20 protein-coding genes and 1 other RNA gene are annotated in these 16,122 nt (G+C 68.3%); 13 read left to right on the forward strand and 8 right to left on the reverse strand.

The window, feature by feature from the left end; translation table 11 throughout:
- The first annotated feature begins 21 nt into the window (after window positions 1-21).
- Window positions 22-1,350 carry a Xaa-Pro dipeptidase gene (gene pepQ / locus IC535_RS14710; protein ID WP_228887276.1) on the forward strand — a complete coding sequence of 443 codons (1,329 nt, stop codon included), beginning with the start codon at window positions 22-24 and terminating at the stop codon, window positions 1,348-1,350.
- Window positions 1,351-1,532: 182 nt separating this feature from the next.
- On the opposite strand, the gene IC535_RS14715 is transcribed toward pepQ, so the two are convergent.
- Both IC535_RS14715 and IC535_RS14720 read right to left on the reverse strand, forming a co-directional pair.
- Window positions 1,533-2,858 carry an aminopeptidase P N-terminal domain-containing protein gene (locus IC535_RS14715; RefSeq protein WP_228887327.1) on the reverse strand — a complete coding sequence of 442 codons (1,326 nt, stop codon included), beginning with the start codon at window positions 2,856-2,858 and terminating at the stop codon, window positions 1,533-1,535.
- 8 nt (window positions 2,859-2,866) lie between these two features.
- Window positions 2,867-3,415 carry a UPF0149 family protein gene (locus IC535_RS14720; protein ID WP_228887277.1) on the reverse strand — a complete coding sequence of 183 codons (549 nt, stop codon included), beginning with the start codon at window positions 3,413-3,415 and terminating at the stop codon, window positions 2,867-2,869.
- 199 nt (window positions 3,416-3,614) lie between these two features.
- On the opposite strand from IC535_RS14720, the gene IC535_RS14725 reads away from it, so the two are divergent.
- The 8 genes from IC535_RS14725 (at window position 3,615) to IC535_RS14760 (ending at window position 7,818) form a co-directional block, all read left to right on the forward strand.
- Window positions 3,615-3,836, forward strand: a complete 222-nt coding sequence (locus tag IC535_RS14725) for a TIGR02449 family protein (protein WP_228887278.1) — start codon at window positions 3,615-3,617, stop codon at window positions 3,834-3,836.
- The gene (locus IC535_RS14730; RefSeq protein ID WP_228887279.1) at window positions 3,833-4,129 is read left to right on the forward strand and encodes a cell division protein ZapA; all 297 of its coding nucleotides are present in this window, start codon (window positions 3,833-3,835) and stop codon (window positions 4,127-4,129) included. The genes IC535_RS14725 and IC535_RS14730 overlap by 4 nt, the downstream gene beginning before the upstream one ends.
- A gap of 180 nt (window positions 4,130-4,309) precedes the next feature.
- Window positions 4,310-4,494: non-coding RNA, 6S RNA (gene ssrS / locus IC535_RS14735), on the forward strand.
- An 80-nt stretch (window positions 4,495-4,574) separates the two neighbouring features.
- Window positions 4,575-5,177, forward strand: a complete 603-nt coding sequence (locus tag IC535_RS14740) for a 5-formyltetrahydrofolate cyclo-ligase (protein ID WP_228887280.1) — start codon at window positions 4,575-4,577, stop codon at window positions 5,175-5,177.
- A gap of 9 nt (window positions 5,178-5,186) precedes the next feature.
- Window positions 5,187-5,663 carry an EVE domain-containing protein gene (locus IC535_RS14745; protein ID WP_228887281.1) on the forward strand — a complete coding sequence of 159 codons (477 nt, stop codon included), beginning with the start codon at window positions 5,187-5,189 and terminating at the stop codon, window positions 5,661-5,663.
- A gap of 28 nt (window positions 5,664-5,691) precedes the next feature.
- Entirely contained in the window at window positions 5,692-6,339 is a 648-nt protein-coding gene (gene rpiA / locus IC535_RS14750; RefSeq protein ID WP_228887282.1) for a ribose-5-phosphate isomerase RpiA, read from the forward strand.
- Window positions 6,340-6,388: 49 nt separating this feature from the next.
- Complete coding sequence (locus tag IC535_RS14755; protein WP_228887283.1) at window positions 6,389-6,838, forward strand: DUF192 domain-containing protein; 450 nt, start codon at window positions 6,389-6,391, stop codon at window positions 6,836-6,838.
- A gap of 134 nt (window positions 6,839-6,972) precedes the next feature.
- Window positions 6,973-7,818, forward strand: coding sequence for a SirB1 family protein (locus tag IC535_RS14760; protein ID WP_228887284.1), 846 nt, complete (start codon window positions 6,973-6,975; stop codon window positions 7,816-7,818).
- 61 nt (window positions 7,819-7,879) lie between these two features.
- Here IC535_RS14760 and IC535_RS14765 read toward each other — a convergent pair whose 3' ends face one another.
- Entirely contained in the window at window positions 7,880-8,071 is a 192-nt protein-coding gene (locus IC535_RS14765; RefSeq protein ID WP_037553342.1) for a rubredoxin, read from the reverse strand.
- A 72-nt stretch (window positions 8,072-8,143) separates the two neighbouring features.
- Between IC535_RS14765 and thiE the strand changes: the two genes are divergently transcribed.
- Both thiE and hemL read left to right on the forward strand, forming a co-directional pair.
- A complete protein-coding gene (gene thiE, locus IC535_RS14770; RefSeq protein ID WP_228887285.1) occupies window positions 8,144-8,791 on the forward strand; it encodes a thiamine phosphate synthase in 648 nt (215 codons plus the stop codon).
- Window positions 8,788-10,077 carry a glutamate-1-semialdehyde 2,1-aminomutase gene (gene hemL, locus IC535_RS14775; RefSeq protein WP_228887286.1) on the forward strand — a complete coding sequence of 430 codons (1,290 nt, stop codon included), beginning with the start codon at window positions 8,788-8,790 and terminating at the stop codon, window positions 10,075-10,077. Before thiE ends, hemL begins: the two co-directional genes overlap by 4 nt.
- A 95-nt stretch (window positions 10,078-10,172) precedes the next feature.
- Here hemL and azu read toward each other — a convergent pair whose 3' ends face one another.
- Window positions 10,173-10,631, reverse strand: a complete 459-nt coding sequence (gene azu, locus IC535_RS14780) for an azurin (protein WP_228887287.1) — start codon at window positions 10,629-10,631, stop codon at window positions 10,173-10,175.
- A 168-nt stretch (window positions 10,632-10,799) separates the two neighbouring features.
- Between azu and IC535_RS14785 the strand changes: the two genes are divergently transcribed.
- Window positions 10,800-11,438 (forward strand): HAD-IA family hydrolase, encoded by a 639-nt coding sequence (locus tag IC535_RS14785; RefSeq protein WP_228887288.1) that lies wholly within the window; start codon window positions 10,800-10,802, stop codon window positions 11,436-11,438.
- Window positions 11,439-11,543: 105 nt separating this feature from the next.
- Here the strand turns inward: IC535_RS14785 and IC535_RS14790 are convergent, their stop codons facing one another.
- On the reverse strand, window positions 11,544-12,773 hold the full coding sequence (locus tag IC535_RS14790; protein WP_228887289.1) for an acetylornithine transaminase: 1,230 nt from the start codon (window positions 12,771-12,773) through the stop codon (window positions 11,544-11,546).
- 64 nt (window positions 12,774-12,837) lie between these two features.
- Here IC535_RS14790 and IC535_RS14795 point away from each other — a divergent pair, with 64 nt between their 5' ends.
- Window positions 12,838-13,710, forward strand: a complete 873-nt coding sequence (locus IC535_RS14795; RefSeq protein WP_228887290.1) for an ion transporter — start codon at window positions 12,838-12,840, stop codon at window positions 13,708-13,710.
- A 12-nt stretch (window positions 13,711-13,722) separates the two neighbouring features.
- Here the strand turns inward: IC535_RS14795 and IC535_RS14800 are convergent, their stop codons facing one another.
- The 3 genes from IC535_RS14800 to IC535_RS14810 form a co-directional block, all read right to left on the reverse strand.
- Window positions 13,723-14,541, reverse strand: a complete 819-nt coding sequence (locus tag IC535_RS14800) for an SDR family oxidoreductase (RefSeq protein WP_228887291.1) — start codon at window positions 14,539-14,541, stop codon at window positions 13,723-13,725.
- 377 nt (window positions 14,542-14,918) lie between these two features.
- Window positions 14,919-15,419 (reverse strand): DUF2867 domain-containing protein, encoded by a 501-nt coding sequence (locus IC535_RS14805; RefSeq protein WP_228887292.1) that lies wholly within the window; start codon window positions 15,417-15,419, stop codon window positions 14,919-14,921.
- A gap of 2 nt (window positions 15,420-15,421) precedes the next feature.
- Window positions 15,422-16,084, reverse strand: a complete 663-nt coding sequence (locus IC535_RS14810; protein WP_228887293.1) for a serine/threonine protein kinase — start codon at window positions 16,082-16,084, stop codon at window positions 15,422-15,424.
- Window positions 16,085-16,122 lie beyond the last annotated feature (38 nt).

A 16,122-nucleotide genomic window follows, 5' to 3' on the forward strand; every position in this document is an offset into this window, starting at 1 on the left:
ATTGTCCAACGAGCCCCCGCGATGAACCAGCCAGACCTCGCCGCCCTGTATTCCCATCACATCGCCGTGCTGTGCCAGCGCGCCGATGAGGCCCTGGCGCGCGGCGGCTTTGACCACCTGGTGATTCCCAGCGGCACCGCGCACTACCAGGCCTTCGACGACCGCGATTACCCGTATGCGGTCAACCCGAACTTCAAGGCCTGGCTGCCGCTGACCAAGCTGCCCAACAGCTGGCTGGTCTACACCCCCGGCCAGCGGCCGATGGTGCTGTTCCACCAGCCGTTCGACTACTGGCACGTGGTACCCGATGCGCCCAACGGCTGGTGGGTGGAGCATGTCGACATCGAGATCATCCGCACGCCGGACGACGCCCTGGCCCTGCTGCCCAAGGCGGCGGCGCGCTGCGCGATCCTCGGCGAGCCGCAGAGCGCGCTCGGTGCGTTCGTGCCCAACAACCCGGCGCCGGTGATCGATTACCTGGATTGGCAGCGCGGCTGCAAGACGCCCTACGAGATCGCGCTGATGCGCCAGGCCCAGCGCCTGGGCGTGCGCGGCCACCGCGCCGCCGAGGCGGCGTTCCGCGCCGGCGCCAGCGAATTCCAGATCCACATGGCCTACTGCAGTGCGGTCGGCCAGGATGCCAATGAACTGCCCTACGGCAACATCATCGGCCTCAACGAACATGCCGCGGTGCTGCACTACACCGACCTGGACCGCAGCGCGCCGAGTCCGCTGCGCAGCTTCCTGATCGATGCCGGTGCCAGCGCGCACGGCTACGCCAGCGACATCACCCGCACCTATGCGGCCAGCGGCCACGATGAATTCCAGGCGATGATCGATGCGGTCGACGCCGCCCAGCAGCAGATGGCCGCCGGCGTGCGTGCCGGGGTCGACTACAAGCAGCTGCACGTGGATGCGCACCTGGCGTTGATGGGCATCCTGAAGGACTTCGGCGTGCTCAAGGTCTCGCCGGAAGCGGCGCTGGCCACCGGCGTCAGCGCGGCGTTCTTCCCGCATGGCCTGGGCCATCTGATCGGCCTGCAGGTGCACGACGTGGCCGGCTTCGCCGCCAGCGACCGCGGCGGCCGCATCGAGCGCCCGCAGGGCCACGCCTACCTGCGCCTGACCCGCGTGCTGGAGCCGGGCATGGTGGTCACCATCGAACCGGGCGTGTACTTCATCGACATGCTGCTGGACGAAGTGAAGCAGGCCGGCAACGGCGCCAGCATCGACTGGAACCGGGTCGATTTCTTCCGCCCGTATGGCGGCATCCGCATCGAGGACGAGGTGCTGTGCACCGATGGCGATGCCGACAACCTGACCCGTCCGGTGTTCGCGTCGGCCAACTGAGGGGAAATGCGGGTACTGACCTACGGTCGGTATCTACCCGACATTCCTGACATCGCGGTAGTGCCGGCCGCTGGCCGGCTCCGCACGATGCCTGGATTCCATGGGGAGCCGGCCAGCGGCCGGCACTACCGGTGTGATGCACCGCGCAGCCACCCGTGGGGTGGCCCTGCCATCGCAGCGGATCAGCGCGTCGCCATTTCCGCTTCGATCTCATCGGCGCTGCGCGCCAATGCGGCGGTCAATACCCGGTGGCCGTCCTCGGTAACCAGCACGTCGTCTTCGGTGCGGATGCCGATGCCACGCCAGCGTGGTTCCACGCTGCGGTCGTCCGGCGACACGTACAGGCCCGGCTCGATGGTGAACACCATGCCCGGCTCCAGCATCCGCGACTCGCCGGCCAGGCGGTAGTCGCCCACATCGTGCACGTCCAGGCCCAGCCAATGCCCGGTCTTGTGGCGGTAGAACCGTTGGTAGTGGCCCTCGGCGATGTTCTCCTCCAGGTTGCCCTTGAGCAGGCCCAGGCGCAGCAGGCCCTCGGTCAGCGTTTCCACTGCGGCCAGGTGGCCGGCTTCATAGGCGTTGCCCGGCCGCGCCTGGGCCAGCGCCGCCGCCTGCGCCGCGCCGACCAAGTCGTGCAGCGCGCGCTGCTCGGCGCTGAAACGGCCGTTGACCGGGAAGGTCCGGGTGATGTCGCTGGCATAGCCGCGGTATTCGGCGCCGGCATCGATCAACACCAGCTCGCCATCGCGCGAACGCGCGGCGTTGTCGCGGTAGTGCAGGATGCAGCCGTTGGCGCCGGCGCCGACGATGCTGCTGTAGGCCGCGCAGGCGTCGTTGGCGCGGAACTGGCGTTCCAGGTCGGCCTGCAGTTCGTATTCGCAGATGCCCGGCCGGGCAACCTGCATGGCCACCCGGTGCGCCTGCACGCTGATGTCGGCGGCGCGCTGCATCAGCGCGATTTCCGCCGGCGACTTGAACAGCCGCTGCTCGTGCAGCAGGTGGCCCAGCTCGAGGAACTCATGCGGCGGCTGCGCGCCATGGCGCACCTGCGAACGAACCCGGTTGACCCAGCCGATCAGCTTGAGGTCGAACTCGGCATCGCGGCCGAAGTGGTAGTACACCCGCGAGCGGCCTTCCAGCAGCCCGGGCAGGATGTCGTCCAGATCGTCGATCGGGTACGCATCGTCCATGCCGTACTGCGACACCGCCCCCTCCTGGCCGGCGCGCGCGCCATCCCAGGCTTCGCGCTCGGCATCGCGCTCGCGGCAGAACAGGATCACCTCGCCATGGCGGCGGCCGGGAATCAGCACCAGCACCGCATCCGGCTCCGGGAAGCCGCACAGGTACCAGAAATCCGAATCCTGCCGGAACGGGTAGTGGGTATCCAGGCTGCGCACCCGCTCGGCGGCGGCCGGCAGCACCAGGATTGCATCGTCGCCGGCCATTTCCATCAACTGCTGGCGGCGACGGGTGTATTCGGCGGCGGAAATGCCGGTCAGCTGCCGGATATCCATGCTCAGTTCAGACGCTGCCGGTGGCGCGCGGCCATCACGCAGTCGCCGTGCAGCAGCAGCACCGCCACCCGGATGAACTCCTCGATCTCGGCCAGGGCGTCTTCGTCGTCGTCATTGCCGCTTTCGAAGTCTTCGCTGGAGGCCTGGGCCAGCTTGGCCATATCGGTCAGGGCTTCCTCGCCCTCTTCGGACAGCGGCGGACGCTGGCTGCCCGCGCCCAGCCCGAAACCGCCCAGGAACGCGCGCGCCCAGGTGAACAGCGCATCGGCCTGCACGGCGGTGTCGCTGGCGTCACTGAGCAGCAGCTCGAAGGCGAAATCGCGGTCTTCCAACTGGGCCACGCTGGCGCTGAGCAGGCGGGCCAGCGCATCGCCCTCGGCCGGTACCGGCAGGCTGTCGTCGGCCAGCACCCGCGCCGGCCATTCACGCACCGGCGCACCGCCGGCGGACAGCCAGCCGCACAGGCCGCCATGCAGCTCGGCCGCATTGGCGCCCAGGCCCAAGGCCTGGCTGGCCTGGTTTACGTCATCGACACTCGGAAGTTCGGTCATCTTGGGGCTCGATCAGAAAAAGGTGTCACCGCAGCCGATCACTACGGTTGGCGAGCTTCACAGTGTAGCAATCCGCCCATGCGCTCCGGGCCGCCATCGCCCCGGCCGGGGGCGCCAGCCGGGCCGGGCGCGCCGCCGCGGCGCGTGCCTTCATTAATTCACTTGACCGCCTCCACCGCCCTTGCCTATCGTGCCGGACATGGAACCCTCCGACGCCATCGCCCAACTGCAGGCCTTCGCCGCCCGGGTGGAGGCATTGCTGGAACGCAACCAGCGCCTGGCCGAGGAAAACCGCAGCCTGCGCCACCAGCAGGAACAACTGGTGGCCGAACGCTCGCAGCTGCTGGCCAAGAACGAACAGGCCCGCTCCCGGGTCGAAGCGATGATCACCCGCCTCAAGTCCCTGGAGCAGCACACATGAGCCAGACCGAACCGGTCAGTGTCCGCATCCTGGACCGTGAATACACGGTGGGCGTGGGCGCCGAAGAGCGCGAGAGCCTGACCGCCGCGGCGCGGCTGCTGGACGCCAAGATGCGCGAGATCCGCGGTAGCAACCGGATGGCCGCGGTGGACCGGGTGGCCGTACTGGCCGCGCTGAACCTGGCCCATGAGCTGCAGCAGCTGCGCGACGAGCACGCCCGCCAGGGAATCGCCCTGCAGCAGACCCTGGCCGATCTGAACCGACGGCTGGATCGGGCAATTGACGGCGCCTGAGCCGGCGTCGACGGGTTGCCAGGCGTTGCGTGACCATCCCGCCTGCGGCCGGTGCCACGATGTTCCACGCCAGGTTCCATCGCACCCGGCCATCGCGTGACCCTCATCGATCTGAATTGGCGTGTAATTCGACCGACGAACGGCCTGTCGCTCGGCGCGCGCTTGGCTATAATGGCCGTGCGTTCTCTGCTGTGAACGACGGCGTGTGCAAACATTCGCCTTGTCCCTTAATTACGACCACGGGTGCGCGACGGCGCCGGGAGTGCAAGTCCGCCTTGTAGCGGGAAGCCCGAAGGAACCCCAGCGTACCCACTTGAACCCCGGGTTCAAGGTCGTTTCGCACGCATCGTCACCGCGGAGAATGCAGTATTCCTGCAAGAGCGACGCCCCTACCGGGACGTCGCTCTTGTTTTATCCGCGCCCGCACCACGCCCCGGACCCAGGCATGACCGACCCGCGCTCCGCACTGCGCCAGCAGTTGCGCCAACGCCGCCGCGAAATTCCCGCCGTGCAACGCCTGGCCGCGGCCGAACAGCTCGCCGATGCCCTGCTCCAGCTGCCGTTCGCGCCCACCCGGGGGCTGGTCGCCGGTTACTGGGCGATGGATGGCGAGATCGCCCTGCACCGCTGGCAGATGCAGTTGCCGCCCGGCGTGCAGTACTGCCTGCCGATGCTGGCCGGCGACACCCTGCGCTTCGCGCCGTGGCGCCCGGGCCAGGCCTTGACCGCCAACCGCTACGGCATCCCCGAACCGGACCTGTCCATCGACGACGCCCTCGCCCCGGAACAGCTGGCCCTGGTGGTCGCGCCGCTGGTCGGTTTCGACCCGCTGGGCCGGCGCCTGGGTATGGGAGGCGGCTGGTATGATCGCAGCTTCGCATTCCGCCAGCAGCGCCCGGCCCCGCCGTGGCTGGTCGGCGTCGGCTTCTCGGTGCAGCAGGTCGACGACCTGCCGGTGCAGCCCTGGGACGTCGCGGTGGATGCGATCTGCACCGAGGTTTCCACCCTTGTTCCTGTACCGACCGACGGTCGGCACCTACCGCGATAGAAAAGACGCATGACCGCACGCAAACGCTACTGGCTGATGAAGTCCGAACCGGACGCCTTTTCCATCGACGACCTGCAGCGCGTCGGCCGCGAGCCCTGGAACGGCGTGCGCAACTACCAGGCGCGCAATTTCATGCGCGATGGCATGAAAGTCGGCGACGGGGTGCTGTTCTACCACTCCAATACCAAGGTGCCCGGCATCGTCGGCCTCGCCACGGTGGCCAGCGAGGCCTATCCGGACGACACCCAGTTCGATCCGAAATCAGACTACTACGACCCCAAGGCAAGCCGCGAAGAACCGCGCTGGATGCTGGTCGACGTGGCCTTCGAGCGCAAACTGCGCGACACCATTTCGCTGGATGAGATCAAGCTGCATGCCGATGCGCTGGGCGAGGGCTTCCCGCTCATCGCGCGCGGCAACCGGCTGTCGATCCTGCCGGTCACCGCGGCGCAGTGGAAAACGCTGCTGTCGCTGGAAAAACGCTGATTCCCCTTTCCCCCAAGAGTTTCCCGCCATGTCCGAAGCCAAGCGCCTGGCTGCCGAAAAAGCCCTGGAATACGTCGAAGACGGCATGATCGTCGGGGTCGGCACCGGTTCCACCGTTGCCTATTTCATCGACGGCCTGGCCCGTATCCAGCACCGCATCAAGGGCACCGTGTCCAGCTCCGAGCAAAGCACCGCGCGCCTGCGCGGGCACGGCATCGAGGTGATGGAACTCAACCACACCGGCAACCTGTCGCTGTACGTGGATGGCGCCGACGAGTGCGACGGCAACAAGTGCCTGATCAAGGGTGGCGGCGCCGCGCTGACCCGCGAGAAGATCATCGCCGAGGCCAGCGAGCGCTTCGTCTGCATCATCGACCCGAGCAAGCAGGTGCCGGTGCTGGGCCGCTTCCCGCTGCCGGTGGAAGTGATCCCGATGGCGCGCAGCCTGATCGCGCGCCGCATCATGGACATGACCGGCGGCCAGCCGGCCTGGCGTGAAGGGGTGGTCACCGACAACGGCAATGCGATCCTGGACATCCACCACCTGCAGATCACCGACCCGGTCGCGCTGGAGCGCGAGCTCAACCAGCTGCCGGGCGTGGTCAGCGTGGGCCTGTTCGCGCGGCGGCCGGCCGATGTGGTGATCATCGGCGGGCAGCCGCCGCAGGTACTCTGATTCCCGGGCCGGCCCATGCGACCGGCCCTTCCTTTTCGAGGTAGCCCCGATGTCCATGCTGCGCCTGTTGCCCCTGCTGCTCCTGCTGACCCTGACCGGCTGCGCCAGCAGCGGTGCCCGCCATTGGGTGGAACTGGGCGGTGCCCGCTACCAGGTCGAACTGGCCGCCGACGACGCCAGCCGCGCACGCGGGCTGATGTTCCGCGACCAGATGCCCGAAGACCACGGCATGCTGTTCCTGCACGAACGCCAGGAACTGCAGGCGTACTGGATGAAGAACACCAAGATTGCGCTGGACATCCTGTACTTCGACGAACAGCGCCGGCTGGTCAGCCAGCAGCGCGACGTGCCGCCGTGCTCGGCCGGCGACCGCTGCCCGCCCTACCCCAGCAGCGGCCCGGCCCGCTATGTGCTGGAGCTCAACGCCGGCCAGGCCGAGAAGCTGGGCCTGAAGGACGGTACCGAGATCGTCTTCGGCCCGGGCATCGCCGACCGCTAGATCCGCACAGCGCCGCATGAGCGCCAGCGTGCCGGCGTGTCATCCACTGGGGGCTGCCGGGGATGGACATGCGCGCCCGGTTTTTTCACACCGGGCAGCTTGAAACCGGCCGCGTTTGTCGCCAGTCTGTAGCCATGCAGGCGCAGATCACATTGCCGGCGTGGGATTCCCTGGCCGAACTGGACGACGAGGCGCTGCCCTTGTTGCCGACTGCGCTGCTGATCGCCCAGGACGAGTACCCCGACCTGGACCCCGGGGTCTACGACGCGCTGGTGCAGAGCCATGCCGACCACCTGCGCACCGAGGTGGACACCATCGAGCATTGGCCGCTGAAGATCGCCGCGGTCAACCGCCACCTGTTCGACGAGCTGGGCTACGGCGGCGACCACGGCGAGTACTACGACCCGCGCAACAGCTACCTCAACCAGGTGTTCGAACGCCGCCTGGGCAACCCGATCTCACTGGCCCTGGTGCAGATGGAAGTCGCGCGCCGGCTCGGCATCCCGCTGGACGGGGTGTCCTTCCCCGGGCACTTCCTGGTGCGGCTGCCGGTCGATGACGGCATGCTGGTGATGGACCCGTTCAACGGCGGCCGCCCGCTGGACGTGGAGGAACTGCGCGAGCGCGCCCGTTCGCATCTGGGCGGGGAAACCCCCGACGACCACGTGCTGGCACAGATCCTGGACGCCGCCCCGGCGCGCGCGATCCTGATGCGGATGCTGCGCAACCTGCATGGCGTGTACGTGGAACGCGGCGAATGGGACCGTGCCGCACGCAGCGCCGACCGCCTGCTGAAACTGGCCCCCGAGCAGGACGATGCCCTGCGCGACCGCGGCCTGGCCTACCTGCAGCTGGGCTACCAGGCCGGTGCCCACCGCGACCTGGGCCAGTACCTGCAGCGCAATGCCCAGGCCACCGATACCCAGTGGGTGCGCGAGAAGCTGGTGGAACTGGGCGGGCGGGCACCGCGCTTGCACTAGGTGGGGCCGTATCGACCCGTGGCCCAAGCCTGCGTATCGACCAACGGTCGATACCTACCGGTCAATCGACCTCGACCATCTCGAAATCGTCCTTGGTCACGCCGCAATCCGGGCAGGTCCAGGTATCGGGGATGTCTTCCCAGCGCGTGCCCGGCGCGATGCCCTCTTCGGGCAGGCCGTCTTCTTCCCTGTACAGGAAGCCGCAGACAACGCACATCCAGGTGCGGAAAGTGGTGGCGGTGGCATCGGTCATTGGATAATCACGGCTGGACAAGAACGGGCGAAGGCCATTGTCCCACTCCCGCCGTGCTACCGGTAGCTACCGATGACCCCTGCTTCAGCCTCCACCGCACGCCCCCGCGGCGTCTACCTGATCACCCCCGACGAGGCCGACACCGCCCGCCTGCTGGCGCGCACCGCGCCGCTGCTGGCCACCGGCGTGACCTGGCTGCAGTACCGCAACAAGCGCGCCGATGCCGCGCTGCAGCGGCAGCAGGCCAGCGCCCTGCAGGCACTGTGCGCCCGGCACGCGGTGCCGCTGATCATCAATGACGACCCGGCGCTGGCGCATGCGGTGGGCGCGGCCGGCGTGCACCTGGGCGGCACCGATGGCGACATCGGCCCGGCCCGTGCCCTGCTCGGCGCGGACGCCATCATCGGCGCATCCTGCTACGACCAGCTGGCCAATGCCGAGCGCGCCGTGGCGGCCGGGGCCAGCTACGTGGCCTTCGGCGCGTTCTACCCGACCACCACCAAGGTCACCCGCAGCCGCGCCACCCCGGCGCTGCTGCGGCAAAGCGCCGCACTGGGGGTGCCGCGGGTGGCGATCGGCGGGCTGAGCCCGGACAATGTCGGTCCCATCATCGATGCCGGCGCCGACCTGGTGGCCGTCATCAGCAGCGTGTACGCCGCGCCCGACCCGGTCGCCACGCTGCACGCCTATCTCGCTTGCTTCCAGGATCCGACCGCATGAACCACGACCAGTCCCACGCCCTGTTCACCCGCGCCCAGACGCTGCTGCCGGGCGGCGTCAACTCGCCGGTGCGCGCGTTCAAGTCGGTCGGCGGCGAGCCGTTCTTCGTCAAGAGCGCCGATGGCCCGTACCTGTACGACGTCGACGGCAACCGCTACATCGACTATGTCGGTTCGTGGGGCCCGATGATCGTCGGCCACAACCACCCCAGCGTGCGCCAGGCGGTCAAGCAGGCGCTCGGCAACGGGCTGTCGTTCGGCGCCCCGTGCGAGGCCGAGGTGACCATGGCCGAGACCCTCACCGGCCTGGTCCCGTCGTGCCAGATGGTGCGCATGGTCAACTCCGGCACCGAAGCCACGCTGTCGGCGATCCGGCTGGCGCGCGGCGCCACCGGCCGCAACCGCATCGTCAAGTTCGAAGGCTGCTACCACGGCCATGGCGACTCGTTCCTGGTCAAGGCCGGCAGCGGCATGCTGACCCTGGGCGTGCCGACCTCGCCGGGCGTGCCGGCCAGCCTGAGCGAACTGACCCTGACCCTGCCCTACAACGATGTCGATGCGGCCACCGCGCTGTTCGCCGAACAGGGCGAACACATCGCCGGGCTGATCATCGAGCCGGTGGTCGGCAACGCCAACTGCATTCCACCGCGCGCCGGCTACCTGCAGCACCTGCGCGCACTGTGCACGCAGTACGGCGCGCTGCTGATCTTCGATGAAGTGATGACCGGCTTCCGGGTCGCGCTGGGTGGCGCGCAGGCCTACTACGGCATCACCCCGGACCTGACCACCTTCGGCAAGATCATCGGCGGCGGCATGCCGGTGGGCGCCTATGGCGGCCGCGCCGATCTGATGGCGCAGATCGCCCCGGCCGGCCCGATCTACCAGGCCGGCACCCTCAGCGGCAACCCGGTGGCGATGGCGGCGGGCCTGGCGATGCTGCAGCTGGTACAGGAACCGGGGTTCCATGACCGCCTGGGCGCGGCCAGCGCGCGCCTTTGCGCCGGGCTGGAAGCGGCCGCGGCCGAGGCCGGCGTGGCGGTGACCACCAACCAGGTCGGCGGGATGTTCGGGCTGTTCTTCACCGACCAGAAGGTGGAAACCTACGCCCAGGCCACGTCCTGCGACATCGCCGCGTTCAACACCTTCTTCCACGCCATGCTGGAACGCGGCGTGTTCCTGGCCCCGTCGGCCTATGAGGCCGGCTTCATGTCCAGCGCGCACGACGACAGCGTGATCGATGCGACCATCGCGGCGGCGCGCGAGGCGTTCAAGGTGGTCAAGGGCTGAGCAAACGCGGTGCCACGCGGTAGGTGGCGACCGTTGGTCGTCACCTCGTCTACCGACCAACGGTCGGTAGCTACCGGCCGTTTCGTTTCCGGTCTTCAACCGAAAACGAAACGGCCTTTCATCATCGCAAAATGCCCCGGGAACGAGCAGAAGAACGTGTAGTCCCCGCCCTTGGCCAGCCTGGCGGTGGAGAAGGTGACGCTGGTGCTCTGCCCGCCGCCGATCACCGCGGTATGCGCCAGCACCCGCGCATCGGCCTTGGGCAGGTAACTGTCGGCCAGGGTCATGCGCATGCCGGCCATCGCCACCGGCTGGTAATCCGGCGTGCGCGTGAGCACCCAGTTATGGCCCATCGCCGTGGCCGCCAGCTTGCCGGTATGGCGCAGGGTCAGCCTGACCTGGCTGCAATCGGCGGCGATCTTGATCTGGTCCTGGCTGAAACGCATCTGGTCGGTGCTGTCGATGCTGACCGCGCACACGCGGGCGTGCGCGGCCGGGGCCAATGCCAGGCCGGCAAGCACAACGGGAACAAGCAATTTCACGGCGGTCTCCATCGGGCAGTCCCGGCGATTCTAGTCAGCCTGCCCGCCGGCGTGATGCGACCCGATGTCGCAGCACAAAAAGGGGACGGGTGTAATTAAGCCTGCTGGCTTAATTACACCCGTCCCCTTTTTGTACGCCGGTTGGGGTACGGTCGGTGTTGGACTTGCCCGAATGTTGCCATGCCCCCTGTACTGGATTGCCTGCTGCTGGATTTCGACGGCGTGCTGGTGCGCCATGCGCGCCACTTGCGCGCGCGCCACCTGGCCGCGAGCCTGGGCTGCAGCGCCGCACAGATCCAGGCCGCGCTGTTCGACAGCGGACTGGAGCAACAGCACGACGCCGGGTTGGACAGCACCGACTACCTGCAACAGCTCGGGGTGGCGCTGCACACCTCGGTCAGCGTTGCGCACTGGCAGGCCGCACGCATCGCCGCCTCGCCGCCACAGACCGGCGTGATCGAACGCGTCCAGCGCATCGCGCGCCGCCTGCCCATTGCCATCCTGACCAACAACGGCGCGCTGATGGCCCAGACCATCCCGCTGATCCTGCCCACCCTGGCCACCGCCCTGCACGGCCGCATCCTGTGCAGCGGCGCGCTGGGCGGACGCAAACCCGACCCGGCGGTGTACGTGCAGGCGCTGGCCCGGCTCGGCGTCCGCGCCGAGCGCACGCTGTTCATCGATGACCTGTTCGTCAATGTGCGCGGTGCGCGCCTGGCCGGCCTACACGCTGAAACCGCGAACGACAGCCGAGGTTTCAACAAGGTGCTCAAACGCTACGGCTTGGCCGCACAACCCATTGATGAAGAGCCCCCTTGAGTCAAGGGGGCGCGGCGACAGCCGCGGGGTTGTGGATGCAATGTCCACGCACCCGGATCTGCGGCGCAGATCCGGGTCTTCTTCGCGTCAGCGAAGAAGCGAGGTTTATCGCGAAGCGATAAACGAGGCGATCGCGGCACGCAGGCGCTTCAGGCCCTCGGCGATTTCCTCATCGCTGATGTTCAGCGCCGGCACGAAGCGCAGCACGTCCGGGCCGGCCTGCAGGGTCAGCAGGCCATGCTCGGCGGCATGGTCGAGGATGGCGCCGGCCTGGCCGGCGAAGTCCCGGTCCACCACCGCGCCCAGCATCAGGCCGCGGCCGCGCACCTGGCTGAACACCTTGAACTCGTCGTTGATCCGGCCCAGGCCATCGCGCAACGCCTGCGACTGGCGGCCCACGTTGTGCCCGATCTCCGGCGAGGACAGCTTGCGCAGCGCCACCCGTGCCACTGCCGCCGCCAGCGGATTGCCGCCGAAGGTGGTGCCGTGCGCGCCGAACTGCATCACCTCGGCCACCTTCGGCCCGGCCAGCATCGCGCCGATCGGGAAACCGCCGCCCAGGGCCTTGGCCAGGGTCACGATGTCCGGCGTGATGCCGTCCTGCCAGTGCGCGAACAGGGTGCCGGTGCGGCCCATGCCGACCTGGATTTCATCGAGCACCATCAGCGCGTCATGCTGGTCGCACAGCTCACGGATGCGCTGCATGAAGCCCGGCTTGGCCGGCATCACCCCGCCCTCGCCCTGGATCGGCTCCAGCATCACCGCCGCCACGTCGCCGGCGGCCATCGCCGTTTCCAGCTGCGTCTCATCGTTGAAATCAACGTAGCGGAAGCCGCCGGGCAGCGGCTCGTAGCCTTCCTGGTACTTGGGCTGGGCGGTGGCGGTCACCGTCGCCAGGGTGCGGCCGTGGAAGCTGCCGCGGAAGGTCACGATCACCCGCTGGTGGGCCGGGCGGCCTTGCGAAGCGGCCCACTTGCGCACCAGCTTGATCGCCACTTCATTGGCTTCGGCACCGGAATTGCACAGGAACACCCGCTCGGCGAAGCGCGAGGAGGTCACCAGCTCTTCGGCCAGGCGCAGCGGCGGTTCGCTGTAGAACACGTTGCTGGTGTGCCACAGCTTGCCGGCCTGCTCGATCAGCGCCGCGGTCAGGTCCGGGTCGTTGTGGCCCAGCCCGCATACCGCGATGCCGGCGGCCAGGTCGATGAATTCACGGCCCTGGTTGTCCCAGACGCGCGCGCCCTGGCCACGTTCGAGCACCACCTGGCGCGGTTTGTACACCGGCAGGTAGTAATGCGACAGGGACAACAGCGGATCGGTGGCAGCGGCGGTCATGGCGGTCAGCGGTTCGGGAAAGGCCCATTCTCGCCCCTCCACCGGCTGGGGCACAATGCAGCCCATGCGCCCGTTCACCGCCCCCCAGCTCAACCCCGCCACCCAGACCGGCTGGCGCCGGACCTGGTTCGACATCATCTACCGCCACGACACCCGGCCGTCGCGCAATTTCGACCTGCTGCTGGTCTACGCCATCATCGCCAGCGTAGCGGTGGTCATGTTCGACAGCGTGCAGCAGTTCCATGCCGCCTACGCCGACGCGCTGTACGTGGTCGAATGGGGCTTCACCGTCCTGTTCACCATCGAGTACCTGCTGCGCCTGGTGGTGGTCAAACGCCCGCTGCGCTATGCGTTCAGCATCTGGGGCGTGATCGACCTGGCCTCCATCCTGCCCAGCTACCTGTCGCTGTTCATTCCCGGCGCGCAGAGCCTGCTGGTGGTGCGCGCGCTGCGCATCCTGCGGGTGTTCCGCATCCTCAAGCTGACCCGCTACATCGAGGAAAGCGGCATCCTGATGGAATCGCTGTGGCGCAGCCGGCGCAAGATCCTGCTGTTCCTGTTCACGGTGATCACCATCACCATCATCGCCGGCACCCTGATGTACGTGATCGAAGGCCCCAACCACGGCTTCACCAGCATCCCCAGCAGCATGTACTGGGCAGTGGTGACCATGGCCACGGTGGGCTTTGGCGACATCGTGCCGCAGACCGTGCTCGGCCGCTTCGTCACCTCGGTGCTGATCCTGATCGGCTACAGCATCATTGCCGTGCCCACCGGCATCTACACCGCCGAACTGGCCAACACCATGCGCGATGCCGAACGGTCCGCGCGCCGGGATGCGCGCGGCTGCCCGCACTGCGGGCTGGAAGGGCACGAGGCAGACGCGCGGCATTGCCGTGGCTGTGGCGAAAAACTGCCCGAGACCTTCAACGCGTAAGCGTGCGCCGGTTCAATCCAGGAACAGGTCCGGCAGCAGCGGCCGCGACGGGTCCACCGCATAGCCGCTCAGATCGGTGATGCCGGCCTGCGCGAGCACTTCATCATCGAGCAGGAACTGGCCGCTGAAGCCGGCCGCCTCGCGGGTCAGCACCGCGTGCGCGGCGTCGGCCAGGATCTGCGGGGTGCGGCAACCGGCGATGTCCACCCCGGGAATCATGTTGATCGCATCGGTGGCGATGATGGTGCGCGGCCACAGCGCATTGACCGCCACGCCCTGCGGCCCGAACTCGGCGGCTAGGCCCAGGGTAACCAGGCTCATGCCCATCTTGGCCAGGGTGTAGCCGGTGTGCGGCCCCCACCACTTCGGGTCCAGGCTGGGCGGCGGCGCCAGGGTGAGGATGTGCGGGTTGGGGGCCTGCAGCAGGTACGGCAGGCAGGCCTGCGCGCAGAGGAAGCTGCCGCGCGAATTGACCTGCTGCATCAGGTCGAAGCGCTTCATCGGCGTGTCCAGGGTGCCGCGCAGCCAGATCGCGCTGGCGTTGTTGACCAGGATGTCGATGCCGCCGAAGGTGTCCACGGTCGCGGCCACCGCCGCGCGCACCTGGTCTTCCTCGCGGATATCGCACTTCAGCGCCAGGCCCTGGCCGCCCACCGCGTTGACCGCCTCGGCCGCGCTGTGGATGGTGCCGGGCAGCTTCGGGTTGGGCACCGCCGACTTGGCCGCGATGGCCACGTTGGCGCCGTCACGCGCCGCGCGCAGCGCGATGGCCAGGCCGATGCCGCGCGAGGCGCCGGTGATGAACAGGGTCTTGCCTTGCAGACTGGTCATGCGAACGTCCTCGTTGCGATCACTGTAGACCGGCATTATGCCCAGCAACGCAGCGTCCGGCAGGGCCGGGCCCAGCCAACCGCAGGCCCGGCTGACCGTCGCGGTGACGCGGCCATGGCTGCCGAAGCAACGCTTGCGCGGTAGGGTCGGTTCCCAAACGACTGCCGAGCATGCCGATCAGCACGGTGACGCAGCAACGCCTGCCGAAGCAACGCTTCCTCGGCAACGATCATGCCCACCATCGGCCGGGACACCGTACCGGCAGTCGTCCGGGGAGCGACCCTGCCAGCGGACTGCCTGGCTGGCGCCCACTGCAGGCGCCTTCGCGGCAGGTTCCGCAAAGTCGACCCATCGCGTGTGACATAAAGGTGGTGCAGCTACCCGTACCGCTGCACCTGCCGCCGCAGCAGATACGGCACGATCAACCGATGCACCGGTGCCACCGGCAGCATGTACAGCCGTCCAAACGCGTTGTGGGTATGCACCACCGTGGCGACCTGCAGCAGGTCGCCCTGCCATTGCAGCGCCAGCTGTACGCGCAGATGGCGATCGTCGTCTTCCAGCACGATTGCGTCAGGTGTGCACTGCTTCATGGTGAAGATGCCCAGCCGTTGCCCCGGCTGTGGATCGTCTGCTTCCTGCACTGCGCGCAGCGAACCGAGGTCCTTCATGCCGAGCAGGCGCATGCCGCCGTTGCGTACCGCCATCAAGCCATCAAACCAGCCCGGCACGGCGGCGGCCAGGTCGCGATAGGCCTGCAGCGCCGATCGGCCGGCGCGTGACACCGGCACCTGGCAGGCGTGTGCGAAGTCGGCATCGGGCAGTTGCGCGAACAGCACGCTGCCGGCGCCGATCGGCACGACCGCAGTCTTGGCCACGCTCACGCCTTGGGCCCCTGCCCCTCGTTGTCTTCCCAGTGCAGGATCCTGCGGGTGACGAAGCGGTATACCGGCTTGCCGGTGCGGAACCACAGGTCGCGCACCCACGAGGTACGCTTGAGCAGGCGTTTTTCGACCGGGGTGAGGTGGTCGCGGCAGTACATGCGCTTGTGCTTGAGCAGGTGGCGCAGGTCTTCGCGGGCCAGCAGGCGCATCCATCGCGAGCGCGGGTTGCCGATCACCGCCAGCTGGAAGTCGATCAACGCCGGGCTGCCGTCCTCGCGTACCAGCCAGTTGGCTTCCTTGGCCAGGTCGTTGTGCGCGATGCCGTGCCGGTGCACGCGCTGCAGCAGGCGGCGGGCGGCGCGGAAATAGGCCAGGTCGCCGCGCGGCGGGCGCTGGTACATCGCATCGCCGGCCATGAAGCTGCGGTCCAGCCAGCGTCCGTTCCAGGCCAGCAGCGCCGGGGTGTCGGCCATGCCGCCCAGGTGCGCCAGCGCGCGCGCCTCGCGCCGGGCCAGCCACCAGGCCGGCAACCGCAGCCACCACGGCGTGGCGCCCAGATCGCGGCGCACGAAGCGAACGCCATCCTGTTCGATCAGCAGGATGCAGCCAAAACTGTCGGCCTTGAGGGCCTTCGGGGCGGGATCGGAGTGGTGGTTCATCGCGCCATTCTAGGGCGCGATCACGTGCGATCACCGTA

This window comes from Stenotrophomonas rhizophila, from assembly GCF_020857975.1.
Classification (GTDB): domain Bacteria; phylum Pseudomonadota; class Gammaproteobacteria; order Xanthomonadales; family Xanthomonadaceae; genus Stenotrophomonas; species Stenotrophomonas rhizophila_C.